This is a genomic window from Stutzerimonas sp. R40042, from assembly GCF_026642215.1.
Classification (GTDB): domain Bacteria; phylum Pseudomonadota; class Gammaproteobacteria; order Pseudomonadales; family Pseudomonadaceae; genus Stutzerimonas; species Stutzerimonas frequens.
Window position 1 is genome coordinate 3,455,234 of the sequence record NZ_CP113258.1, and the last position, 24,387, is coordinate 3,479,620.

The following is a 24,387-nucleotide window of genomic DNA, read 5'->3' on the forward strand; positions in this document are numbered from 1 at the left end:
TTGCCCGTTTTTCCGACCAGCCGTTTTAAGGGTCCCGCCGCATGGACAAGACCTACCAGCCGCACGCCATCGAGACTTCCTGGTACCAGACCTGGGAATCGAACAACTACTTCGCCCCACAAGGCTCCGGCGAGCCCTACACCATCATGATTCCGCCGCCGAACGTCACCGGCAGCTTGCACATGGGCCATGGCTTCAACAACGCAATCATGGATGCGCTGATCCGCTGGCGCCGCATGCAGGGCCGCAACACCCTGTGGCAGCCGGGCACCGATCATGCCGGTATCGCCACGCAGATGGTGGTCGAGCGCCAGCTGGCCGCGCAGGGCACCAGCCGTCACGATTTGGGACGCGAGAAGTTTCTCGAGAAGGTCTGGCAGTGGAAGGAAGAGTCCGGCGGTAACATTACCCGGCAGATCCGTCGCCTGGGCTCGTCGGTGGACTGGTCGCGCGAGCGCTTCACCATGGACGACGGCCTCTCCGAGGCGGTGAAGGAAGCCTTTGTCCGCCTGCATGAGGATGGCCTGATCTATCGCGGCAAGCGCCTGGTCAACTGGGATACCAAGCTGCACACCGCCATTTCCGATCTGGAAGTGGAGAACCACGACGAGAAGGGCCACCTCTGGCACCTGCGCTATCCGCTGGCCGATGGCTGCAAGACCGCCGATGGGCTGGACTACCTGGTGGTCGCCACTACCCGTCCGGAAACCATGCTCGGTGACGCCGCCATCGCGGTGCACCCGGAGGACGAGCGCTACAAGAGCCTGATCGGCCGCCATGTCATGCTGCCGCTGGTCAATCGCCTGATTCCCATCGTGGCCGACGATTACGTCGACCTCGAGTTCGGTACCGGCTGCGTGAAGATCACCCCCGCGCATGACTTCAACGACTACGAAGTCGGCAAGCGCCACCACCTGCCGCTGATCAACATCTTCGATCAGAACGCCTGCATCCTGGCCCGTGCCCAGGTGTTCAACCTCGACGGTTCGGTGAACGACAAGATCGACGCCAGCCTGCCGGACGGCTACGCGCACATGGATCGCTTCGATGCGCGCAAGGCCATCGTCGCCGAATTTGACGCCATGAGCCTGCTGGAGAAGATCGACGACCACGCGCTGAAAGTGCCGCGCGGCGACCGCTCGGGCACCATCATCGAACCCTGGCTGACCGACCAGTGGTACGTTTCCACCAAACCGCTGGCCGAGAAGGCCATCGCCGCCGTGGAAAATGGCGAGATCCAGTTCGTGCCCAAGCAGTACGAAAACATGTACTTCAGCTGGATGCGCGACATCCAGGACTGGTGCATCAGCCGCCAGCTCTGGTGGGGCCACCGCATCCCGGCCTGGTACGACGAAGCCGGCAACGTCTATGTCGGCCGCGACGAAGTGGAGGTACGCAGCAAGTACAACCTCTGCAACAACGTCGAACTGCGGCAGGACGAGGACGTGCTGGACACCTGGTTCAGCTCCGGCCTGTGGACCTTCTCCACCCTCGGCTGGCCGCAGCAGACCGAGTTCCTCAAGACCTTCCACCCCACCGACGTGCTGGTTACCGGCTTCGACATCATCTTCTTCTGGGTCGCCCGGATGATCATGCTGTCCACTCACCTGACCGGGCAGATTCCATTCAAGACCGTTTACGTGCACGGTCTGGTCCGCGATGGCCAGGGGCAGAAGATGTCCAAGTCCAAGGGCAACGTGCTCGACCCGCTGGACATCGTCGATGGCATCACCCTCGATGAACTGCTGACCAAGCGCACCAGCGGCATGATGCAGCCCAAGCTGGCCGAGAAGATCGCCAAGCAGACCCGCGCCGAGTTCCCCGAAGGCATCGCCAGCTACGGCACCGATGCCTTGCGCTTCACCTTCTGCTCGCTGGCATCCACCGGTCGCGACATCAAGTTCGACATGGGCCGCGTCGAGGGTTATCGCAACTTCTGCAACAAGATCTGGAACGCCGCCAACTTCGTCTTCGAGAACACCGAAGGCAAGGACACCGGCGCCAACGACGAGCCGGTCGAGCTGTCCTCGGTGGACCGCTGGATCATCTCCGCGCTGCAGCGTACCGAAGCCGAAGTTACGCGCCAGCTGGAAGCCTTCCGCTTCGACCTGGCCGCGCAGGCGCTCTACGAGTTCATTTGGGACGAGTACTGCGCCTGGTACCTGGAGCTGGTCAAGCCACTGCTGTGGGACGAGACCGCCAGCGTCGAGCGCCAGCGCGGTACCCGCCGCACCTTGGTCCGTGTTCTGGAAACCGCGCTGCGCCTGGCCCATCCGTTCATGCCGTTCATCACCGAGGAAATCTGGCAGCGCGTCGCGCCGCTGGCCGGCAAGTCCGGGCCGACGCTGATGCTGCAGCCCTGGCCGGAGTTCAACCCGGAGCGCATCGACGAAGCGGCCGAAGGCGATATCGAGTGGGTCAAGGCCTTCATGCTGGGCATTCGGCAGATCCGTGGCGAGATGAACATCTCCATGGCCAAGCGTATCGACGTGGTGCTCGGCAACGCTTCGGCTAGCGACCAGCGCCGCCTGGCGGACAACGAGCCGCTGCTGAAGAAACTGGCCAAGCTGGAAAGCGTGCGCCTGCTCGGCGACGGTGAAGAAGCACCGCTATCGGCCATTGCGCTGGTGGGTGACATGCAGGTGTTGGTGCCGATGGCCGGGCTGATCGACAAGGATGCCGAGCTGGCGCGTCTGGACAAGGAGATCGCGCGACTGGACGGTGAGGTCAAGCGCGTCGGCGGAAAGCTGTCCAACGCCGGCTTCGTCGACAAGGCGCCGGCAGAGGTGATCGACAAGGAGCGCGCCAAGCTGGCCGAGGCCGAACAGGCCAAGGCCAGGCTGCTGGAGCAGCGCCAGCGGATCGCCACGCTCTGATCCGCGAAGCGGCAAAAAAATGAAAAGGCCAGCCCGAAAGGTGCTGGCCTTTTTGCTTAAGGAGGTCATCTTGATTGATGACAAGTTATTACTGGCAAGGCTGTTACACTATGTCGCACACGAAACACCCCTTTACAAACTGGCAGGCCGTTAAAGCCCAGACGATCAGCTCGACAACATGAAATGAGCCCTCAGCAGCGAGGCGTGATGCCTGATGCATTCCGCTGACGCGCGACCGTTTTCCCGTGGCAGGCGACTGCCTCACCTTCGCGGTTCCCGACTTGTTTCACCAGTGACAGCCAATCGTGCCCCTGCCAGCCGCCGAGGCTGCGTCGCCACGTCCGCATGCCCGGCAAGGTTCCTTAAGATGGAGTCCCTCCGATGTATGCACTCATGGCTGTCGTGTTCGTCATAGGCTATCTATGCATAGCCTTTGAACATCCACTGAAAATAGACAAGGCCGCCGCGGCGATCCTCACCGCCGTGCTCACCTGGACCATTCTGGTACTGGGCGCCGACCACATCCTGCCGCTGCTGCAGCATGGCAGCCATGACCCGGCCGACTCGTCGGCGGTGGTGGTGGAGGCGCTGCGTCACCACCTGGGCGAAGTCTCGGAGATCCTCTTCTTCCTCCTCGGGGCGATGACCATCGTCGAGCTGATCGACTCCCACGAAGGCTTCAAGGCCATCACCGACCGCATCCAGACCCGCAAGCGCGTACACCTGCTGTGGATCGTCGGTTTCCTCACCTTCTTCCTCTCCGCGGCGCTGGACAACCTGACCACCACCATTGTCATGGTCTCGCTGCTGCGCAAGCTGATCCGCGGCCGCCCTGAGCGCTGGCTGTTCGTCGGCGTGGTGGTGATCGCGGCCAACGCTGGCGGTGCCTGGTCACCGATCGGCGACGTGACCACCACCATGCTCTGGATCGGCAGCCAGATCACCGCCTCGGGCGTGATCAGCGGACTGTTCCTGCCGAGCCTGGTCTGCCTGCTGGTGCCGCTGAGCATCCTCAGCTTCACCCTGCGCGGCGAAGCGCCACGGCCGCGGCCGCGTGCCCACCTGGCCGAGAAGCATCCGCCGACCACTACGGTGTTCGAGCGCAACCTGGTGCTGGGCCTCGGTCTCGCCGCCCTGCTGTTCGTGCCGGTATTCAAGACCGTGACCCACCTGCCGCCGTACATGGGCATTCTCTTCGGTCTCGGCGTGCTCTGGGTGACCACCGAATTCATCCACCGCAACAAGAACGCCGAGGACAAGCACCCGCTCTCGGTGGTCGGCGTGCTGCGCAAGGTCGACACGCCCAGCGTGCTGTTCTTCCTCGGCATCCTGCTGGCGGTTTCCAGCCTCGCCACCGCCGGCCACCTGACCCAGGTCGCCACTGCGCTGCGTGAATCGCTGGGCCATATCTATGCAATCAACTACGCCATCGGCCTGCTCTCGGCCGTGGTCGATAACGTGCCGCTGGTGGCCGGTGCGATGAAGATGTACCCGCTGGTAAGCGAGAAGATGTTGGCGGCTACCGCTGCAGAAGAACTCGGCTGGATGTCGCAGTTCGTCGTCGACGGCAACTTCTGGGAAATGCTGGCCTACTGCGCCGGCACCGGCGGCAGCACGCTGATCATCGGCTCGGCCGCGGGTGTCGCCGCGATGGGCATGGAGAAGATCAGCTTCACCTGGTACATCAAGCGCGTCAGCCTGCTGGCCTTCCTCGGTTACACTGCGGGCGCCGCGACCTACATCGGCATGCTCGCCCTGCGCTGAACGTAGCGAGCCCGGCCAGGTCGCTGTCCCCACAGACGAACTGGCCAGGGACCTTCCATGACCGTCAGCAAGACCAAAACCAGCTTCTACCGCCGACTCTACGTCGCCTGGCTGATCGACAGCGGCACCGCCTGCAGCGTCCCGGCGCTGATGGAAGCCACCGGTATGCCGCGCCGCACCGCCCAGGACACCCTGGCCGCCCTGGCCGACCTGGATATCGACTGCGGCTTCGTCCAGGACGACGGCGAACGGCATAACGCCGGGCACTATGTGATCCGCGACTGGGGCGCCATCGACAGGGGCTGGATCGAGCGCCACCTGCCGCGCATCAAATCCATTCTCGATTACCCCTGATTGCCATGAGTGGCGACCTGCTGCTGGTCCTCGCCCTGCTGGCCGGTTGCGTCGGCCTGTTCGTGCTGAACAGGCCGCGTATGGACGTGGTCGCGCTGCTAGCCATGGTCGCCCTGCCCCTGACCGGCGTGCTCAGCGTGCAGGAAGCATTGGCCGGCTTCAGCGATCCGAGCGTGGTGCTGATCGCCGCACTGTTCGTCATCGGCGACGGCCTGGTACGCACTGGCATTGCCTACCGCCTGGGCGACTGGCTGATGCGCGCCGCGGGCAGCAGCGAAACGCGCCTGCTGGTGCTGCTGATGATGGCGGTCGCCGGGCTCGGCTCGGTGATGAGTTCCACCGGTGTGGTGGCCATCTTCATTCCCGTGGTGCTGGGTATCGCCAACCGCATGAAGGTCTCGCCGCGGCGCCTGCTGATGCCGCTGGCCTTTGCCGGCCTCATCAGCGGCATGCTGACCCTGGTGGCGACGCCGCCGAACCTGGTGATCAACAGCGAACTGCGCCGCGCCGGCCTCGACGGTTTCGCCTTCTTCGATTTCACGCCCATCGGCCTGGCGATCCTGCTGCTCGGGATTGGCTACATGCTGCTGGCGCGTCGCTGGCTCGGCTCCGACAAGCACGGCCCGGCCCTAGAACCGCGACACACCCTGGCCGATCTCGCGCGAGATTACCGGCTCGACGAGCGCGAGCGACGCCTGCGTGTGCTGCCCGGCTCGATCCTGGCCAATCAGGCACTGGACGCCCTGCGGCTGCGCAGCGAGTACGGCATCAACGTGATCGCGGTGGAGCGCCACGAACGTTTGCGCAACCTGCTGCTGATGGCCACCGGCAACACCGAACTGTTCGTCGGCGACGTCTTGCTGGTGGACCTGGCCAGCCCGGCCATCGGCCTGCTTGGTGCCTACCGCGAACTCGGTCTGGAGCCGCTGCAGCTGAGCACCTCCTACTATGCCGACCACGCCCGCGAGCTGGGCCTGGCGGAAGTGGCGCTGCCACCGGATTCGCGCCTGCCGGGCAAGACCATCCAGCAGCTGGGTTTTCGCAGCCGGCACAAGCTCAACGTCGTCGGTCTCAGGCGCAACCGCGAGGCGTTGCAGGGGCTGCTGGTGGACGAGAAGCTCAAGCCGGCCGACACCCTGCTGGTTGCCGGCAGCTGGAAGCACATCCACCGCCTGCAGGGCCTGAGCCGCGACTTCCTGGTGCTGAGCCTGCCGGCGGAGGTGGACGACGTGGCGCCCGCGGCCAACCAGGCGCCATTCGCCCTGCTCGGCCTGGCGCTGATGGTTGCACTGATGGTCAGCGGCCTGGTGCCCAACGTGCTGGCGGCGCTGATCGGCTGTCTGGTCATGGGCCTGTTCCGCTGCATCGACATGGACAGCGCCTACAAGGCGATCCACTGGCAGAGCCTGGTGCTGATCGTTGGCATGCTGCCCTTCGCCCTCGCGCTGCAGAAGACCGGTGGCATCGCCCTGGCCACCTCGGGGCTGGTCGGTCTGCTCGGCGATGCCGGCCCGCACGCGCTGCTCGCCTGCCTGTTCCTGCTCACCGCACTGATCGGCCTGTTCATCTCCAACACCGCCACCGCCGTGCTGATGGCACCGGTGGCGCTGGCCACCGCCGAACAGCTGGGTGCCTCGCCCTATCCGTTCGCCATGATCGTCGCGCTCGCCGCCTCGGCCGCGTTCATGACGCCGATCTCCTCTCCGGTGAACACCCTGGTGCTCGGCCCGGGGCAGTACCGTTTCGGCGACTTCGTGCGCATCGGCGTGCCCTTCACCGTGCTGGTGATGATCGTCGCGGTGCTGCTGGTACCACTGGTGTTTCCGCTCTGAGGGCGGCATCGCGCTGGGCACCGTGACGCTCAATGTGGCATGGCGGGCAAGTGGCACAGCCGTTAAGCTCGGGGCCTCATTCGAAAAAGAACAACTCCATGCCTCAACGCGTCGCACTGTTTCCGGTCCTGCTGGCCGGTGCCATTCTCTTGCTGGTCGTCCACGGCCTCGGCCGCTTCGTATACACCCCGCTGCTGCCCTGGCTGGTGGAAGACGGCCTGCTGAGCGTGCAGGAAGGCGCCAGCATCGCCAGCTGGAACTACCTCGGTTACCTGATCGGCGCGCTGCTCGCGGTGCGCTGGCACCGCGTCGCGCAGATCCGCCGCAGCCTGCCCTGGGCACTGGCGTTGCACGTGCTCAGCAGCCTGCTGCAGACCCAGGCCGAATCCGCCGATGCCCTCGCCGCGTTGCGCCTGGCCAACGGCATCAGCAATGGCCTGGTGTTCGTCCAGGCGCCCTCGCTGATCCTCGAGTGGCTGGCGCGCCAGCAACGCGTGTCGGCCAGCGGGCTGGTCTACCTCGGGGTCTGCGTCGGCCTGATCCTGTCCAGCCTGCTGGTCAGCCTGAGCGACGGCTACCTGCTGGGCGCCGATCGCTGGTGGCCGGCGGCGCTGCTGTCGATACCGCTGGCCTGGTGGGGCTGGCGCCAGCTGTCGCGGCTGGACCTGCCAACCGAGCAGGCACCCGCCCCGTCCGCGACGGCGCCGAGTGGCAAGCTGCTCGACCGCGCCAGCACGCCGCTGTTTCTTTCCTACGCCGGCGCCGGGATGGGCTACATCCTACCGATGACCTTTCTGCCCATGGTGGCGCGCCTGCAGGTGGAGCCCGGCGACTTTCTCATCGGCGGCAGCTGGCTGGTGGTGGCGCTGGCAACCCTGCCCTCGCCCTGGCTGTGGAACCGTCTGGGTGTGCGCCTGGGCGACGACATCGCCCTGCGCCTGAGCTATCTGACCCAGCTGCTCGGCGTGCTGGCCGCTCTGCTGTTGCCGGGGGCCGTCGGCATCCTGCTGTGTGCGGTGCTGGTCGGCGGTACCTTCCTCGGCACCGTACTGCTGACCCAGCGCCTGGCCCGCGCGCTGCAGCCGCATCAGGGCCCGCGCCTGTCGGCGGCACTGATCGCGCTGTACGGCCTGACCCAGCTCGCCGCGCCCTGGCTGACCAGCATCTGGATGGGCATGGGCGGCAGCCTGCACAGCGCCTTCTGGCTTGGCGCCGGCGCGCTGCTCTGGGGGCTACTGTGGATGCTGATGGTGCCGCGCCGGCACTAGCCAGCCGAGGCGGTTGTGGGACAATGCGCGCCCAGCCGCCAACCTTCAGTCGATCCGATGCCACGCAAAACCTCGTCCCAGCCGCGCCCTGCCGAGCCGAAGGCGGTGCTGCATCCACGCAACCGCCACAGCGGCCGCTACGACTTTCCCAAGCTGATCGCCGCCTGCCCGGAGCTGGGCGAGTACGTCATTCTCAATCCCTACGGCAAGCAGAGCATCGACTTCGCCAATCCGGATGCGGTGCGGGTATTCAATCGCGCGCTGCTGCGGCAGTTCTACGGCATCCAGCACTGGGACATTCCCGCCGGCTACCTCTGCCCGCCGGTGCCGGGACGGGCCGATTACCTGCACGGTCTGGCCGACCTGCTGGCCGCCGATAACGGCGGCGTCATCCCGCGTGGCGCCGCGGTCCGGGTGCTCGATATCGGCACCGGCGCCAACTGCATCTACCCGCTGATCGGCCATCGCGAATATGGCTGGCGCTTCACTGGCAGCGACATCGACGCCACGGCGCTGGCCTCGGCGCGCACCATCGTGGCCGCCAACGGGCTCGACAAGGCTATCGAGTTGCGCCGACAGGACACGCCGAAGCAGGTCTTCAAAGGCATCCTGGCGGCGGAGGATCGCTTCGAGCTGACCCTGTGCAATCCGCCGTTCCACGCCTCGCAGGGCGAGGCGGCCAGCGGCAGCCAGCGCAAGTGGCGCAATCTCGGCAAACTGGACCCGAGCCGCAAGCTGCCGAAGCTGAACTTCGGCGGCCAGGCGGCAGAGCTCTGGTGCGAGGGTGGCGAGGCGGCATTCGTCGCGCGCATGGCGGACGAGAGCGTGGCGTTCGCCAGGCAGGTCTACTGGTTCAGCACGCTGGTATCGAAGGGCGGCAACGTGGCACCGCTGATGGCACGCCTGCAACGCCTGGGTGCGCGGCAGGTTCAGGCTTTGGATATGGCCCAGGGGCAGAAGAAAAGCCGCTTCGTCGCCTGGACCTTTCTCGATGCAGCCGAACAGGCTGCCTGGCGCGCCGAGCGCTGGCCGCAGACCTGAACCGCGGCGGCGCTCGACTGCCGATGCATCAGACGGCGAGATCCCAGACCTGACGGTCCTTGAGCGCCAGCGTACGGATGTAGCGCGGCTCGCCGTTGATCTCTTCCAGTTCGGTCATCCCGGCCAGCTCGCCTACCACGCGGTATCGCTTGCCGACGCGCTTGTCCTGCAGCGGATAGAGCTTGGCGATTTGCTGGGCGAGTTCGGTGAGAGTGGACATCGGTTATTGCTCCATTGACTGCGTGCGGCAGGTATTTACCAACTGTTGATGACGGTTATGCGACAGCCGCGCCTGGAATCAGGGACCCGGACTGCCGCGTGTTCATGGGCGTGCACGCACAAATGCCGATAGCTTGCTGCTAAGAACCGGCGATTTGTTCTTAACTTCTTCTACGCCGCTTCGTCTTTGAGCAGTGATTGGCCGATTGATTCCCTACCCACCGTACCGTTTGGCGGCCGTTGCGGCCGCCGTGCCTGCAGGCAGGAAGGTTAGGAAGCACAGGAAAGGTTGGAACCGCCAGAACGGCGTGTTCTCAGCAGGTGCCCAGGCCCAGCTGCAGCAGCGCCAGACCGCCACGCTGCCAGCCCCACCAGGCGAGTAGAGCCAGCGCGCCCAATAGCAGGACACCGGCCGCGCCGAGCCAAAGCCGACGCATCAGCCGGCCTGCGCCGTACGCAACCTATCCACCGGCTGCTCGCGAATCGGCCAGTTCAGCAGCGCGGCGATCAGGCTGAGGGCGATCGCGATCTGCCAGACCAGGTCATAGCTGCCAGTACGGTCGTACAGCCAGCCGCCCAACCAGCCGCCGAAGAACGAGCCCAACTGATGGAACAGGAAGGCGATGCCACCGAGCATGGACAGGTTGCGCACACCGAACATGGTCGCCACCGTGCCGTTGGTGAGCGGCACCGTGGACAGCCACAGCAGGCCCATGGCAATGCCGAACGCATAGGCGCTCCAGATGCTCAGCGGCATCAGCAGGAAAGCACTGATTACCACCCCGCGGACCAGGTACAGCCCGGCGAGCAGCTTCGGCTTGGAATAACAGCTGCCCAGCCAGCCGGCGGTATAGGTGCCGACCACGTTGAACAACCCGACCAGCGCGAGCACGGTGGTGCCGACCTGCGCCGGCAGGTGCTGGTCGACCAGATAGGCCGGCAGGTGCAGACCGATGAATACCACCTGAAAGCCGCAGACGAAGAAGCCCAGCGCCAGCATGCGGAATCCGGAATGGCCAGCCGCCTCGCGCAGCGCCTCGCCCAGCGACTGCTGCGTACCGGCCGCTACCGGTGCCTGCGCGGGACTGCGCATCATGCCGGCGAGCGGCACGATCAGGGCGACCAGCAAGCCCAGCGCCAGCAGCGCCGAAGACCAGCCCAGCCACTCGATCAGTCCCAGACTGCCCGGCAGCATGATGAACTGGCCGAATGAGCCTGCGGCACTGGCGATGCCCATCGCCATACTGCGCTTTTCCGGTGGCACCGCCCGGCCGACTGCGCCGAGAATCACCGAAAACGAGGTACCCGACAGCCCCAGTCCGATCAGCAGCCCGGCGCTGAGGGTCAGCGTCATCGGCGAATCGGACAGCGCCATCAGCGCCAAGCCCACCGCATAGAGAATGCCGCCGATGAGCACGGCACGCGCGACGCCGAAACGATCGGCCAACGCGCCGGTGACCGGCTGCACCAGGCCCCAGATCAGGTTCTGCACGGCGATGGCGAAGGCGAACACTTCGCGCCCCCAGCCGAACTCGGCACTCATCGGAGGCAGGAACAGGCCGAAGCCGTGGCGTACCCCCAGCGAGATGGCGAGAATCAGCGAACCACCGGCGAGGATCCAGGCCGAGTTGCGCCATGCAGCAGTCATGAGCGTCATTCCTTGGAGAAAAGGCGAGCAGTTTACTCAGGATACCCTGAGCCTTAGCAACTGCTCGTCGAACTGTCCCGCTCGGTTAAACTGCAGCTGTTCTACCCACCTCTATGAGTGCCTCATGCCGATTCGCCACTGCATTGTTCATCTGATCGAGAAAAAGCCGGACGGAACCCCAGCCGTCCTCCACGCCCGCGATTCGGAGCTGGGCGAATCGCAGGCCATGGAAAACCTGCTGGCGGACCTCAACGAAAGCTACAACGCCAAGCAGGGCAAGGCCTGGGGCTTCTTCCACGGCGAATCCGGCGCCTATCCATTCAGTGGCTGGCTGGCGCAATACATGGAAGGCAATCAGGACTTCACAGCGTTCAGCCGCCAGGCCGTCGAGCACCTGCAGAAGCTGATGGAGGAATCCAACCTGTCCACTGGCGGCCACGTGCTGTTCGCGCACTACCAGCAGGGCATGACCGACTACCTGGCCATCGCCCTGCTACATCACAGCGAAGGCGTGACAGTGACCGAATCGCTGGATGTGGCGCCGGCCAAGCATCTGGACCTGGGCCAGTTGCATCTGGCGGCGCGCATCAACATTTCCGAGTGGCAGAACAACAAGCAGTCGAAGCAGTACATTTCCTTTATCAAGGGCAAGAACGGCAAGAAAGTATCGGAGTACTTCCGCGACTTCATCGGCTGCCAGGAAGGCGTCGACGCCCCGGGCGAGACGCGCACCCTGCTCAAGGCCTTCAGCGATTATGTGGAGAGCGAGGACCTGCCGGAGGAGCAGGCGCGCGAAAAGACCTCGGCACTGGTGGACTACGCCAGCACCCAGGCCAAGCTGGGCGAGCCGATCACCCTCGAGGAACTCTCCGGGGTGATCGACGAGGACCGCCCGCGGGCCTTCTACGAGCACATCCGTAACAAGGATTACGGCCTGTCGCCAGAGATTCCGCCGGACAAGCGCACCCTCAACCAGTTCCGCCGTTTCACCGGCCGCGCCGAGGGGTTGTCGATCAGCTTCGAATCGCACCTTCTGGGCTCGAAGATCGAATACGACGAGGACCGCGACATGCTGATCATTCGCCAGCTGCCCACCCAGCTCAAGGACCAGCTCAAGCGCCGCAAGGACTGAATCTGCCATGCGCCTGCCGGACAGCCTGCTCGACGACTGCCTGTGCGACCCCGGCGCGCCGCTGGGGCGCGATCCGGCACGGGACTATGGTCTCGACAAACAGCAGGCACAGGCGCAGCTGGCAGGCCTGAAGGACTGGCTGCGCGAGCAGCAGAGCATGCTCATGGCCAACCGACGTGACGTTCCGCTGCTGGTGCTGCAGGGGCCCGACTGCTCAGGCAAGAACGGCGTGGTGCGCCGCGTTCTTGCCGGCCTCGACCCGCTCGGCATGTCGGCCATCGGCTTCCAGGCGCCGAGCCCGGACGAGCGCCGCCAGGCGTTTCTCCAGCGCTACCGCGAGCGCCTGCCGGCCCCGGGCACGCTCGGCGTGTTCAACCGCAGCTACTACGAGGCGCTGGTCAGCGATGTACGTGACGGCTTGTGCGCGGCGGCGGAGCTGCCACAACGCTACGCGGCGATCGCCGAGTTCGAACAGCAGATGGCCACGCGACGGATTCACCCGCTCAAGTGCTATCTGCAGCTTTCGCTCGCCGAGCAGAAGCGGCGCCTGCATCGCCGCCTGGATCATCCGGAAAAACGCTGGAAACTGACCCTCGGCGATCTGCGCGACCACCGCCACTTCGCCGAGCATCAGGCGCAATGGGCCGATGTGCTGAGGCGGACCCACCGCGACGCAGCACCCTGGTATGTGATTCCTGCTGACCATCGCTGGCTGCGCGACCTCATCGTCGCCAGCCTGCTGGCCCGCGACTTCGAACGCCTGGCGTTGAGCTGGCCGAGCGGCCCGGCGCCGTTCAGCCATGCCGACCTGGACGGCACCCCATGAGCCGTTTCGCCTGGCTGCTATGGCTACTGCCGTTGCTGGCGCGGGCGCAGGACGGCGGCGCGACGCCCGAGCCGTCGGTGGACGCGGTGCGTTTCACCGTGGCCAACGCCGAGTTCACCCTGATGCACGAAATGGGGCACCTGCTGATCAGCGAACTGCAACTGCCCGTGCTCGGTCGCGAGGAGGATGCTGCCGACCAGCTCGGTTTCATGGGCCTGTTCCTGCTGCAACGCGAACAGCACCGCGACGACTTCTACGCCAAGCTGATGGATGTCGCCGATTACTGGCGGCTGGAGTGGCAAGGCGCCGAACGCAGCGGCACGCAGGTGCCGGTGTGGGACAGTCATGCGCTGGACGCCCAGCGTTTCTACAACATTGCCTGCCTGGCCTATGGCAGCGATCCGGACCGACTGGACTGGGTGCTGGAAGTCAGCGGGCTACCGATGGAGCGCGCACTGTACTGCCCCGACGAGTACGAGCAGGTCGCCCATGCCGTGCAGTGGTTTCGTGAGCACTTCGGGCGCAGCACCACGCAACCGCTGCGACACCGAATCAAGGTGGTCTACGACACGCCACCTGCGCACCTCTCCGGTGGTGCCGAGCTGCTGGCGAAGATCCGTGCCAGCGGCGAACTCGAAGCGGTGGCGGCCAAGGCCAGCGAAGCCTTCGCGTTGCCGCGCGATCTGACCCTGCGCATGTCCACCTGCGGCGCCCCGGACGCCTGGTTCAACCGCATCAGCGGCGAACTCACGCTGTGCTACGAGCGCATCGCCTATTTCCGCGATCTGGCCGCCGAGCTGCCCAGCGTGCACCAGGCGGCCCCGGCGGTGCAGTAGGTCTCAGCGCGCCTCGATACGATAGCCGCTGCGCGGGAAGTGCACATGCACGACGCCGGCGCGATCGTCGCTGCGGCGCAGGATCAGCTCCTCAGCACCAGCGAACACCAGCTCACCCTCGACCGGGTCGGCGCCGTAGTCCACCGCGGCGATCGTCACCGGCTGGCCTTCCTGGAAACCGTTCGGATCGACGAATGCTTCCTCGGGCAGCGCCGCCGGCTCGGCCTCGCGCGCGACGCGCACAGCATCCTCGCCGGACATCTCGCTGCTCGAGCCATGGCCGACGCCCAGCACCTTGCCCAGCCACGCATGGATATCCGGATAGCTGTCCACCAGCGGTGCGGTGACCGGCGTCGCGCGCAGGAACCAGAGGCAGTGCGCGACCGCGAAATCCGCCAGCGAAGGCGCAGCGCCGAGCAGGAACTCGCCCTCCTCGCGCGCCAGCTGCTGTTGCAGGCGCGACATGAACACCGGCCAGTTACTCTTGGCCTGCTCCAGCGGCACCCGGTTCACCGAGCCGTTGGCGAACAACTGCGCGCGATCTTGGCTGAACACCTGGACGAACTCCTTGGGCACCTGGGCGAAGCGCACGGCCATGGATTCAGGCTGGAAGACCAGGCTTACGGCATTCAGGAACAGCACCGAGTCGGCCCACTGGGCAAGTGTAGCTGCGGTGAATTCCTGGCCTTCGGGGAACAGCGCCGGGGTGGCCTTTTCGGCCTCGAGTCGACGCGCGATCAGGGCGGTGTCGCAATAGATGTCGGCGCCGACCTGCAGCACTGGGGTGCGCCGGTAACCACCGGTCAGCGCGGTGAGATCAGGCTTGGGCATGACCGGCGGGATCATCACCGAACGCCAGGACAACTGCTTGAATCCGAGCATCAGGCGCGCCTTCTCGGCGAACGGTGAGGTGGGATAGTGGTGCAGGATCAGCTCGTGCATGACAGGTTCCGCCAGAGTGGATTGGATCGAGGAGCATCAGCTTAGACGCTCCGCTCGGGCGAGCCTACCGGCTGATTAGCGCGTCATTCACACGACGGTGCCGGCCGTGCTGACCAGACGCTCCTTGGCACGCTTGTCCAGACGCTTGATGGCGATTTCCCGGCGCAGCGCATCGCCCTTGCTGGCGCAGGCCTCGACATAGACCAGCGCCTGCGCCGGGCTGGAATGGAAAAAGCGCGCGCCGCGCCCGCGCTGGTGCTCGGCGAAACGCCGCTGGGCATCGTCGCTGATGCCGCAGTACAGCGCACCGTTGGCGGCACGCACCAGGTAGACGAACCAGGGCTTTGGCTGGACCTCGGTCATGTTTGGCAACGATCTCGACAGCGGGGACAACAGGGCCGGCATTATGCCGAACTGCCGCGCCGCGGTCGTCCATCCGGGCTGCGTCTAGCAGAGAGGCCGTTCGCTGTCCAGATATGGTGGCGGTTCGCCTTTGCGTATACTGCGCCGATGTTTGCCCATTCCCTGTTCCGCAAGCGCTGCGCCACCTGGCTGTTGGCGATCGGAATCTTCCTGATGCTCGGCAGCTGCGCCGAAAAGCCCAGCGAGCTCGAGCGCATTCAGGAGGAAGGCGTACTGCGCGTGATCACCCGCAACAGCCCTTCCACCTATTTCCAGGATCGCAACGGCGAAGCCGGCTTCGAATACGAACTGGTCAAGCGCTTCGCCAATACCCTCGGCGTCAAGCTGCAGATCGAAACCGCCGACAGCATCGAAGAAATCTTCAACCGCCTCAATCGCCCCGGTGGCCCGGCACTCGCCGCCGCCGGCCTGGTGGCCAGCGAAGGTCGGCAGGAGCTGGCGCGCTTCACCCGCTCGTATCTCGACGTCACCACCCAGGTCGTCTACCGCAGCGGCCAGCGCCGACCGACCAGCCCGAAGGATCTGATCGGCAAGCGCATCATGGTGCTCAAGGGCAGCAGCCAGGCCGAGAAGCTGGCCGCGTTGCAGGCCGAGTATCCGGACCTGCGCTACGAGCAGTCCGATGCGGTGGAAGTGGTCGACCTGCTGCGCATGGTCGACGAGGGGCAGATCGACCTGACCCTGGTGGAGTCCAACGAGATGTCCATGAACCAGGTGTACTTCACCAACATCCGTGCCGGTTTCGACGTCGGCGAGCAGAATAGCCTGGCCTGGATCGTACCCAAGGGCGAGGACGACAGCCTGCTCCAGGCAGCCAACTCCTTCCTTGAACAGGCCCAGGAGAACGGCACGTTGCAGCGCCTGCGCGAGCGCTACTACGGCCACGTCGACGTGCTCGGCTACGTCGGCGCCTATGCCTTCGCCAAGCATCTGCAGCAACGCCTGCCGCGTTACGAGAAAGCCTTTCGCGAGACGGCCAAGAAGCATGGCATCGACTGGCGCCTGCTGGCCGCCATCGGCTATCAGGAATCCCACTGGCAGCCGGAGGCCACCTCCAAGACCGGCGTGCGCGGGCTGATGATGCTGACCCTGCGCACCGCCAACGCCATGGGCGTGACCAATCGCCTCGACCCGGTGCAGAGCATCCAGGGCGGAGGCAAGTATCTGGTCAAGGTCCATGCCGGACTGCCGGAGAGCATCCTGGAACCGGATCGCACCTGGTTCGCCCTGGCTGCCTACAACGTCGGCGGCGGCCATCTGGAGGATGCGCGCAAGCTCGCCGAAGCCGAAGGGCTGGACCCCAACAAGTGGCTGGACGTAAAACAGATGCTGCCGCGCCTGGCGCAGAAGCAGTGGTACAGCAAGACCCGTTACGGCTATGCCCGCGGCGGCGAACCGGTGCATTTCGTGGCCAACATCCGCCGCTACTACGACATCCTCACCTGGGTGACCCAGCCGCAGATGGAGGGCCAGCAACTGGCCCACAGCGAACTGCACATCCCCGGCATCAACTCCACCGACCTGATGGAAGAGCTGCCGCCGCTCTGACCGGCATGCCGCCCGCTCCGCCTCAGGACGTGCCGACACCCATGCGCCGCAGCAGCGCCTTCTCGACCTCCAGAATCACCAGCACCGCCACCCCGGCCAGCACCACCAGCGCACCGGTTGCCAACGGCAGGGCCTCGGAGGCGAACAGCGACTGCATGAACGGCGCGTAGGTGAACAGCAGCTGCAACGCGAACACCCCGAACACCGCCAACAGTACCCGCGGCGTGCCCTTCACGCCCTGTACGGTGAACGACGGTGCTTTCAGGTAGCGGACGCTGAACAGGTAGAACACCTCCATGCACACCAGTGTGTTCACCGCTACGGTGCGCGCGGTTTCCACCGTCGCGCCCTGCGCCAGCATCCACTGAAACATGCCGAAGATTCCAGCGAGGAACAGCGCGGAAACGAAGAAGATCCGCCAGATCACGAAGCGCGACAGCATCGGCTCGTCCGGCCGCCGCGGTGGACGCCGCATCACATCCGCCTCGGTCGGCTCGAAGGCCAGCACCATAGCCAGCGCCACGGAACTGACCATGTTGACCCAGAGCACCTGCACCGGCGTGATCGGCAGCGCCAGGCCGAGCAGCACCGCCAGCAGCAGCGACAGCGACTCGCCGCCGTTGATCGGCAGCAGAAAGGTCACGGTCTTGCGCAGGTTGTCGTAGACGGTACGGCCCTCTTCCACCGCATGGGCGATGGAGGCGAAGTTGTCGTCCGCCAGCACGATGGCACCGGCCTGCTTGGCCGCCTCGGTGCCCTTCATGCCCATGGCCACGCCGACGTCGGCCTGCTTCAGGGCCGGCGCATCGTTGACGCCATCGCCGGTCATGGCGACCACCTCGCCATTGGCCTGCAGCGCACGCACCAGCCGCAGCTTGTGCTCCGGGCTGGCACGGGCGAACACCCGGGCCTCGGCGACGGCCTGGCGCATGGCCGCATCGTCCATGGGCTCCAGCTCCGGCCCGGTGATCGCCTTGATGTCCTCACCCATGCCCAGCTGTCGGGCGATGGCGCTGGCGGTCACGCCGTGGTCACCGGTGATCATCACCACGCGAATGCCGGCCGCGCGGCACTGCGCCACCGCACGGATCGCTTCGTCACGGGGCGGATCGATGATGCCCACCAGGCCGAGCAGGGTCAGCCCGCTGGCGACATCGGCATGCTCGAGGTCCTCCTTGCCCGCCTCCAGCCGGCAGCGGGCGAAGGCCAGTACCCGGCGTCCGGCGCGCGCCTGCGCCTCGATCTGCGTATGCCAGTGCGCCTCGTCCAGCCCCTGCTCGACGCCATCGGCCTGCAGCTGCTGGGAGCACATGGCCAGGATGCGTTCCGGCGCGCCCTTGACCAATACCTCGCTGCCGCCGTCGCAGGCGTGCAGGGTGGCCATGAAACGGTGCTCGGATTCGAAGGGAATCACGTCCAGCCGCGGCCGGTCGACCTGTCGTGCGGTAGGTGAAAGCCCGGCCTTCATCGCCAGGGTCAGCAGTGCGCCCTCGGTAGGATCGCCGGCCAGCACCCAGTGCTGATCCTTCTCATGCAGGCTGGCGTCATTGCACAGCGCGGCGGCCTCGACCAGCGCGGCCGCGGCCGGCGAGTGGGTGGTCAATGCTGCCGCATCGACCGCCGATCCCTGCAGCAGCAAGCTGCCAGTCGGCGCATATCCGGCGCCCTCGACCTCCAGTGACTGGCCCGCACAGATCACCTCCTGCACGGTCATCTCGTTGCGCGTCAGGGTGCCGGTCTTGTCCGAGCAGATAACCGTCACCGAACCCAGCGCCTCCACCGCCGGCAGCCGACGGATCACCGCGTTGCGCGCGGCCATGCGCTGCACGCCGATGGCCAAGGTGATGGTCATGATCGCCGGCAGTCCCTCGGGGATTGCCGCGACCGACAGGCCGACCGCGGCCATGAACATCTCGCCAGCGCCCATGCCGCGCACCAGTGTGCCAAACAGGAACAAGAGCACACCAGCCGCGAGAATGACCGCCGTCAACGCCCGGGCAACCTCGGCCATCTTGCGCAGCAGCGGCGTGGTGCCCTGCTCCACCGATTCGAGCATGCGGCCGATACGGCCGATTTCGGTGGCCGCGCCAGTGGCAACCACCACCGCCCGCGCCTGCCCCTGGGTGACCAGCGTGCCGGCGTAGCCCATGCAGAGCCGATCGCCGATCGCCGCGTCATCGATGACGGCATCGACCTGCTTGTCCACCGGCACCGACTCCCCGGTCAAAGCCGCTTCGTCAACGCGCAGGTTACGCGCCTGCAGCAGTCGCACATCGGCCGGCAGGCTGTCGCCGGAGGCCAGCAGCACCACGTCGCCGGGCACCAGATCGGCGGCATCGATATCCTGCTGCCGGCCGTCGCGCAGCACTACCGCATGCGGCGCCAGCAGATGGCGGATCGCCTGCAGCGCCTTTTCCGCCTTGCCTTCCTGGACGAAACCGATCACCACGTTCACCACCACCACCGCCAGGATCACCGAGGTATCGACCCAATGTCCCATCAGCCCGGTGACCAGCGCCGCGGCCATCAGCACGTAGAGCAACAGGTTGTTCAGGTGGCGCAGCAGGCGCTGCAGGATGCTCGCCGGCTTGGCCTCGTCGAGCCGGTTCGGCCCGTAGCGGAGCAGTCGTTCCCGTGCTTGCTCGTGCGTCAGGCCGGCGCTGGTGGAGTCCAGTTCCAGCAGGGCCTCCTCGGCCGGACGAGCGTGCCAGCGGGTCGATTGGGTCTGCTGTTCGGGCATTGGGTCCTCCAGGGTGGCTGATTCATTGCCGGGCGCACTGCAAAGCTAGCCCATGAGAGCCGAAACAGAGCGGCTCTGGCCATCGCAACGAAACGGCTTGCAACACTCGGGCAGTGGTCGATTGCCGCATGCCGGCCCGCTGCGCGCCGAGCCGATCCTCGCGCTATTCTTGCCCTCTTCATGAACTTCGAGATTGTTCCATGCCAAAGAACATACTGATTGTCGGCGCCTCCCGCGGCCTGGGCCTCGGCCTGGCGAAGCAGTTTTCCAGCGCAGGCTGGCAGGTGATCGCCACCGTGCGTGATCCGCAGCGCGCCGACGCGCTCAGTGGAATACCACAGCTGCGCATCGAAACCCTGGACATGGATGATGCAGCCAGCGTCGACCAACTGGCCGCGCGCCTGGCCGACACCCCGCTCGACGTGCTGTTCGTCAACGCCGGCATCGCCGGGCCGCAGGACAAACCGGCCACCCAGGCCAGCCAGGCGGAAGTCGGCCAGCTGTTCTTCACTAATGCTGTGGCGCCGGTGCGCCTGGCCGAGCGGCTGCTGCCGCGGGTGAACCCCGATCAGGGCGTGATCGTTTTCATGAGCTCAATCCTTGGCAGCGTCGAGGTTGGCCCGGGCATGGGCATGGACCTCTATGGCGCGAGCAAGGCGGCGCTCAATCACCTGACGCGGACCTTCGTCGCAGCGCTCGGCGAGACGAAGCTGACGGTGCTGTCGATGCATCCCGGCTGGGTCAAGACCGATATGGGCGGCGACCAGGCACCGCTGGATGTCGAGACCAGCGCTTGCGGCATGGCCGAGCAGGTGACGCGGGCCATCGGTCAGGGCGGGCATCGATACATCGACTATCTGGGAGACGCGCTGCCCTGGTGAGGAGGCAAGACCGTGATCGACCGTGAACGGACTCTCCCGCTGCAGTTCCATTCGCGGTCGAGACCGGCGCACTAACCAGCCCTTGGCAGCCCCCCGCGGCATCCCTTATCGTTCCGCCCCGCGGAAGAGGCAACCCTCCGCCCCTGGATCAGCAGACAGGGCATAACTGAGCTGGCTACTCTGAACTCAACCCTTCAGGAGAAAGCCGGCCATGCCTGCTGAGCGTATCTGGATCAAGAATCCCCTCGCCCTGTTCACCGCCAACGACCAGGAAGCCCCTGGCGGGCTGGTGATCGAGAACGGCGTCATCGTCGAAATGCTCGCCGCCGGGGCCTCGCCCGCGCTGCCGGTGAACGAGACCTTCGATGCCCGCGAACACGTGGTGCTGCCGGGCCTGGTCAACACCCATCACCACTTCTACCAGACCCTGACCCGCGCCTGGGGGCCGGTGGTCAACGAGCCGCTGTTCAACTGGCTGCTTACCCTCTACCCGGTCTGGGCACGGCTGACGCCGCAGGCGCTGCAGCTGGCGAGCAAGGTGGCGCTGGCCGAGCTGCTGTTGTCCGGCTGCACCACGGCGGCGGATCACCACTACCTGTTTCCGGACGGGCTCGAGGACGCCATCGACATCCAGGTCGGGGCCGTCCGCGAGCTGGGCATGCGCGCCATGCTCACTCGCGGTTCGATGAACCTGTCCAAGGAGAACGGCGGCCTGCCATGCAAGAGCGTGGTGCAGGACGCCGAGGCCATCCTCGCCGACAGCGAGCGGCTGATCGACCGCTACCACGAGCGCGGCGACGGCGCGCAGATCCAGATCGCCCTGGCGCCCTGCTCGCCGTTCTCGGTCACCACCGACATCATGCGGACCTGCGCAGAGCTGGCCGAAGCGCGGGACGTGCGTCTGCATACCCACCTGGCCGAGACCCTGGACGAACAGGAGTTCTGCGCGAAACGCTTCGGCATGCGCACCGTCGACTATCTGCAGAGCGTCGGCTGGCTCGGCCCACGCACCTGGCTGGCCCATGGCATCCATTTCAACCAGGTGGAAATTCACCGCCTGGGTGCAGCCGGTGTGGGCATCTGCCATTGCCCGAGTTCCAACATGCGTCTGGCCTCCGGCATCTGCCACACGCTCGAGCTCGAGGACAAGGGCGCCATCATCGGCCTGGGCGTGGACGGTTCGGCCTCCAACGACGCCTCCAACATGATGCTCGAAGCGCGTCAGGCGCTGTTCATCGGGCGGCTGCGCTACGGCGCCGAGAAGATCACGCCAGAGAAGGTGCTCGGCTGGGCGACCCGCGGCTCCGCGCGCCTGCTCGGGCGCAGCGACATCGGCGAACTGGCGGTCGGCAAGCAGGCCGATCTGGCCCTGTTCAAGCTCGACGAACTGCGCTTCTCCGGCAGCCACGATCCGGTCGCCGCCCTGCTGCTTTGCGCCGCCGACCGTGCCGACCGGGTGATGGTCGGCGGCAAATGGCGCGTCGTCGACGGTCAGGTCGAAGGCCTCGACGTGCAGGGACTGATCGCCGATCACCAGCAGGCAGCCCGGCAACTGGTAAACGGCTAAACAACCACGATCGAGGCTTGCACCAAAGCTGGGCGCCGTGGATTACTGGCGCACCAGCGCAAGCCTTGATCGGGCCTTGGCGTCGAGTCGAAATGGCCGCAATCCGGCACAGCGAAGGTATCTGTCCAGTTGGTCAGCTTTTTGCTAACCAGCTATCAGCCAACACAGGCTCTGTAGCTAGACAAACAGGAGCGTCACCCGCCATGCAGAACAACTCACGGAAAACCCTGCTGCGCGCCCTTGCCGCAGCGATCGGCTTCAGCGCCGCACTGACGACCGCCGCGGCGTCGGCTGCCGATCCGCTGAAGGTCGGCTTCGTCTATATCGGCCCGATCGGCGACCACGGCTGGACCTACCAGCATGAGCAGGGTCGCAAGTACATGGAAGAGAAGCTGGGCGACAAGGTGAAGACCAGCTTCGTCGAGAACGTGCCGGAAGGCGCCGATGCCGAGCGGGTCATCCGCAACATGGCCAAGAGCGACTATGACCTGATCTTCACCACCTCCTTCGGCTACATGAACCCCACGCTGAAGGTCGCCAAGCAGTTCCCCAAGGTCACCTTCGAGCACGCCACCGGTTACAAGCAGGCGAAGAACGTCGGTACCTACCTGACCCGTTCCTATGAAGGCCGCTACGTCGGCGGCTTCCTCGCGGCGAAGATGACCAAGACCAAGAAGGTCGGCTACATCGCGTCCTTCCCGATTCCGGAAGTGATCCGCGACATCAACGCCATCCAGCTGGCGCTGGACAAATACAATCCCGGCACCGAGATCAAGGTAGTGTGGGTCAACACCTGGTTCGATCCGGGCAAGGAAGCCGATGCCGCCAACGCCCTGATCGACCAGGGCGTGGACGTGATCTTCCAGCACACCGACAGCCCGGCCCCCATCCAGGCCGCCGAGCGCCGTGGTGTCTACTCCGTCGGTTACGCCTCGGACATGCAGCACTTCGGGCCGAAGGCCGTGCTGACCTCCATCGTCAACGACTGGGGCCCGCACTACACCAAGTCCGCCGAAGCGGTGATGGCCGGCAACTGGAAATCCGACGACTTCTGGGGTGGTCTGGCCCAGGACAGCATCAGCCTGCCGATCAGCGATCTGGTGCCTGCTGACGTGAAGGCCGAGGCCGAGCAGATCATCGCCCGCATCAAGAGCGGTGAATTCCATCCGTTCACCGGCCCGATCAAGGATCAGGCTGGCGAAGTGCGCATCGCCGAGGGCGAGACCGCCAGCATCAAGGACCTCGCCTCGATGAATTACTACGTCCAGGGCGTCAAGGCTGAAATGCCGAAGTAAGCGTCACCTGCGCCGGCCCGACCGGCGCACTGCGGAATCTCGCGTGCCGTCCCGCCTCCGGGCGAACCGCACGCAGGGGGCATTGCCCTCGAAGGCCGCCGGTACGAGAAGACCGGCGGCGCCGTACCCGGAGTCAGCCATGAACTCACTGCCCATCATCGATATTGCCCCGCTCTATAACGCCGACGAGGCCGGCCATCTGGCCGTCGCCGAGGCGATCGACCGCGCCTGTCGCGAGTGGGGCTTCTTCTATATCAAGGGTCATCCGATCAGCGCCGAGCGCATCGCCACCCTCACCGACCATGCCCAGCGTTTCTTTGCCCTGCCCGCCGACGAAAAGCTGAAGATCGATATCACCAAGAGCCGCCACCACCGCGGCTACGGTGCCGTCGCCACCGAGCAGCTGGACCCGAGCCAGCCGTGCGACCTCAAGGAAACCTTCGACATGGGTTTCCATATGCCTGCCGATCATCCGGAGGTACTGGCCGGCAAACCACTGCGCGGGCCCAACCGTCATCCGCTGCAGATCGAAGGCTGGACCGAGCTGATGGAAGGGCACTACCGCGACATGCAGGACCTTGCCTGCACGCTTCTGCGTGCCATCGCACTCGCCCTGGGCATCGAGCGAGACTTCTTCGACAAGCGCTTCGTCGAGCCCATCAGCGTGTTTCGCATGATCCACTACCCGCCCCGGCAGACGGCCACCAGTGCCGATCAGCAAGGTGCCGGCGCGCACACCGATTACGGCTGCGTCACCCTGCTCTATCAGGATCAGGCCGGCGGCCTGCAGGTGCAGAACGTGAAGGGCGAGTGGATCGACGCACCGCCCATCGAGGGCACCTACGTGGTCAACATCGGCGACATGATGGCGCGCTGGAGCAACGACCGTTACAAGTCGACGCCCCATCGCGTGATCAGCCCGCTGGGCGTGGACCGCTACTCCATGCCGTTCTTCGCCGAGCCGCATCCGGACACCGAAATCGCCTGCCTGCCCGGTTGCTACGACGAAACCAACCCGCCGAAATACCCGAGCACCACCTGCAGCCGGTACATGCTCTCGCGCTTCGCCGAGACCTACGCCTACCGACGGCAGGGCGAGGCCGAACCCGTCTGAACGGGCTTTAATTGCAGTATGCAAACATGGGCGAGCGCATCGATATGCCTCGCCCGATCTGCGCGCGTCTGCCGCATTGAC

Annotated in this window: 20 protein-coding genes; 14 read left to right on the forward strand and 6 right to left on the reverse strand. The window is 65.6% G+C overall.

What is annotated here, in order from left to right; translation table 11 throughout:
- Nucleotides 1–41 precede the first annotated feature (41 nt).
- The 6 genes from OUY36_RS16400 to rlmF all read left to right on the forward strand — a co-directional run bounded on the left by OUY36_RS16400 (nucleotide 42) and on the right by rlmF (nucleotide 9,135).
- Nucleotides 42–2,876 (forward strand): valine--tRNA ligase, encoded by a 2,835-nt coding sequence (locus OUY36_RS16400; RefSeq protein ID WP_267935134.1) that lies wholly within the window; start codon nucleotides 42–44, stop codon nucleotides 2,874–2,876.
- Between the two features lie 381 nt (nucleotides 2,877–3,257).
- Nucleotides 3,258–4,640 (forward strand): sodium:proton antiporter NhaD, encoded by a 1,383-nt coding sequence (nhaD, locus tag OUY36_RS16405; protein ID WP_110776187.1) that lies wholly within the window; start codon nucleotides 3,258–3,260, stop codon nucleotides 4,638–4,640.
- 57 nt (nucleotides 4,641–4,697) lie between these two features.
- A complete protein-coding gene (locus OUY36_RS16410) occupies nucleotides 4,698–4,994 on the forward strand; it encodes a winged helix-turn-helix domain-containing protein (protein WP_156244697.1) in 297 nt (98 codons plus the stop codon).
- A 5-nt stretch (nucleotides 4,995–4,999) separates the two neighbouring features.
- The gene (locus tag OUY36_RS16415; RefSeq protein WP_267935136.1) at nucleotides 5,000–6,826 is read left to right on the forward strand and encodes an SLC13 family permease; all 1,827 of its coding nucleotides are present in this window, start codon (nucleotides 5,000–5,002) and stop codon (nucleotides 6,824–6,826) included.
- 98 nt (nucleotides 6,827–6,924) lie between these two features.
- Complete coding sequence (locus tag OUY36_RS16420; protein WP_125460428.1) at nucleotides 6,925–8,094, forward strand: YbfB/YjiJ family MFS transporter; 1,170 nt, start codon at nucleotides 6,925–6,927, stop codon at nucleotides 8,092–8,094.
- 57 nt (nucleotides 8,095–8,151) lie between these two features.
- Entirely contained in the window at nucleotides 8,152–9,135 is a 984-nt protein-coding gene (gene rlmF / locus OUY36_RS16425; protein WP_125869112.1) for a 23S rRNA (adenine(1618)-N(6))-methyltransferase RlmF, read from the forward strand.
- A gap of 28 nt (nucleotides 9,136–9,163) precedes the next feature.
- Here the strand turns inward: rlmF and OUY36_RS16430 are convergent, their stop codons facing one another.
- The 3 genes from OUY36_RS16430 to OUY36_RS16440 form a co-directional block, all read right to left on the reverse strand.
- Nucleotides 9,164–9,355 carry a hypothetical protein gene (locus OUY36_RS16430; RefSeq protein WP_063542403.1) on the reverse strand — a complete coding sequence of 64 codons (192 nt, stop codon included), beginning with the start codon at nucleotides 9,353–9,355 and terminating at the stop codon, nucleotides 9,164–9,166.
- 313 nt (nucleotides 9,356–9,668) lie between these two features.
- Nucleotides 9,669–9,791 (reverse strand): hypothetical protein, encoded by a 123-nt coding sequence (locus OUY36_RS16435; protein ID WP_256359738.1) that lies wholly within the window; start codon nucleotides 9,789–9,791, stop codon nucleotides 9,669–9,671.
- Entirely contained in the window at nucleotides 9,791–11,002 is a 1,212-nt protein-coding gene (locus tag OUY36_RS16440; protein ID WP_125869111.1) for an MFS transporter, read from the reverse strand. Before OUY36_RS16440 ends, OUY36_RS16435 begins: the two co-directional genes overlap by 1 nt.
- Nucleotides 11,003–11,126: 124 nt before the next feature.
- Here OUY36_RS16440 and yejK point away from each other — a divergent pair, with 124 nt between their 5' ends.
- Genes yejK through OUY36_RS16455 form a run of 3 tightly spaced genes read left to right on the forward strand, consistent with a single transcriptional unit; the run spans nucleotide 11,127 to nucleotide 13,796 of the window.
- A complete protein-coding gene (gene yejK, locus OUY36_RS16445; RefSeq protein WP_063542399.1) occupies nucleotides 11,127–12,134 on the forward strand; it encodes a nucleoid-associated protein YejK in 1,008 nt (335 codons plus the stop codon).
- 7 nt (nucleotides 12,135–12,141) lie between these two features.
- A complete protein-coding gene (locus tag OUY36_RS16450; RefSeq protein WP_267935137.1) occupies nucleotides 12,142–12,960 on the forward strand; it encodes a polyphosphate kinase 2 family protein in 819 nt (272 codons plus the stop codon).
- Nucleotides 12,957–13,796, forward strand: coding sequence for a DUF4344 domain-containing metallopeptidase (locus tag OUY36_RS16455; RefSeq protein ID WP_267935138.1), 840 nt, complete (start codon nucleotides 12,957–12,959; stop codon nucleotides 13,794–13,796). Before OUY36_RS16450 ends, OUY36_RS16455 begins: the two co-directional genes overlap by 4 nt.
- A 3-nt stretch (nucleotides 13,797–13,799) precedes the next feature.
- On the opposite strand, the gene OUY36_RS16460 is transcribed toward OUY36_RS16455, so the two are convergent.
- Both OUY36_RS16460 and OUY36_RS16465 read right to left on the reverse strand, forming a co-directional pair.
- Complete coding sequence (locus tag OUY36_RS16460; RefSeq protein ID WP_152481614.1) at nucleotides 13,800–14,738, reverse strand: glutathione S-transferase family protein; 939 nt, start codon at nucleotides 14,736–14,738, stop codon at nucleotides 13,800–13,802.
- 87 nt (nucleotides 14,739–14,825) lie between these two features.
- The gene (locus tag OUY36_RS16465) at nucleotides 14,826–15,101 is read right to left on the reverse strand and encodes a GIY-YIG nuclease family protein (protein WP_063542391.1); all 276 of its coding nucleotides are present in this window, start codon (nucleotides 15,099–15,101) and stop codon (nucleotides 14,826–14,828) included.
- 147 nt (nucleotides 15,102–15,248) lie between these two features.
- On the opposite strand from OUY36_RS16465, the gene mltF reads away from it, so the two are divergent.
- Nucleotides 15,249–16,709, forward strand: coding sequence for a membrane-bound lytic murein transglycosylase MltF (gene mltF / locus OUY36_RS16470; protein ID WP_253748252.1), 1,461 nt, complete (start codon nucleotides 15,249–15,251; stop codon nucleotides 16,707–16,709).
- Nucleotides 16,710–16,731: 22 nt separating this feature from the next.
- On the opposite strand, the gene OUY36_RS16475 is transcribed toward mltF, so the two are convergent.
- A complete protein-coding gene (locus OUY36_RS16475; protein WP_267935141.1) occupies nucleotides 16,732–19,449 on the reverse strand; it encodes an HAD-IC family P-type ATPase in 2,718 nt (905 codons plus the stop codon).
- 200 nt (nucleotides 19,450–19,649) lie between these two features.
- On the opposite strand from OUY36_RS16475, the gene OUY36_RS16480 reads away from it, so the two are divergent.
- The 4 genes from OUY36_RS16480 (at nucleotide 19,650) to OUY36_RS16495 (ending at nucleotide 24,306) form a co-directional block, all read left to right on the forward strand.
- Nucleotides 19,650–20,330: an SDR family oxidoreductase gene (locus tag OUY36_RS16480; protein WP_267935142.1), complete on the forward strand. Its 681-nt coding sequence runs from the start codon at nucleotides 19,650–19,652 to the stop codon at nucleotides 20,328–20,330.
- Between the two features lie 211 nt (nucleotides 20,331–20,541).
- Nucleotides 20,542–21,897, forward strand: a complete 1,356-nt coding sequence (locus tag OUY36_RS16485) for an 8-oxoguanine deaminase (RefSeq protein ID WP_267935143.1) — start codon at nucleotides 20,542–20,544, stop codon at nucleotides 21,895–21,897.
- A gap of 203 nt (nucleotides 21,898–22,100) precedes the next feature.
- On the forward strand, nucleotides 22,101–23,192 hold the full coding sequence (locus OUY36_RS16490; RefSeq protein ID WP_267935144.1) for a BMP family ABC transporter substrate-binding protein: 1,092 nt from the start codon (nucleotides 22,101–22,103) through the stop codon (nucleotides 23,190–23,192).
- Between the two features lie 139 nt (nucleotides 23,193–23,331).
- Nucleotides 23,332–24,306 (forward strand): 2-oxoglutarate and iron-dependent oxygenase domain-containing protein, encoded by a 975-nt coding sequence (locus tag OUY36_RS16495; protein WP_267935146.1) that lies wholly within the window; start codon nucleotides 23,332–23,334, stop codon nucleotides 24,304–24,306.
- The last annotated feature ends 81 nt before the right edge of the window (nucleotides 24,307–24,387 follow it).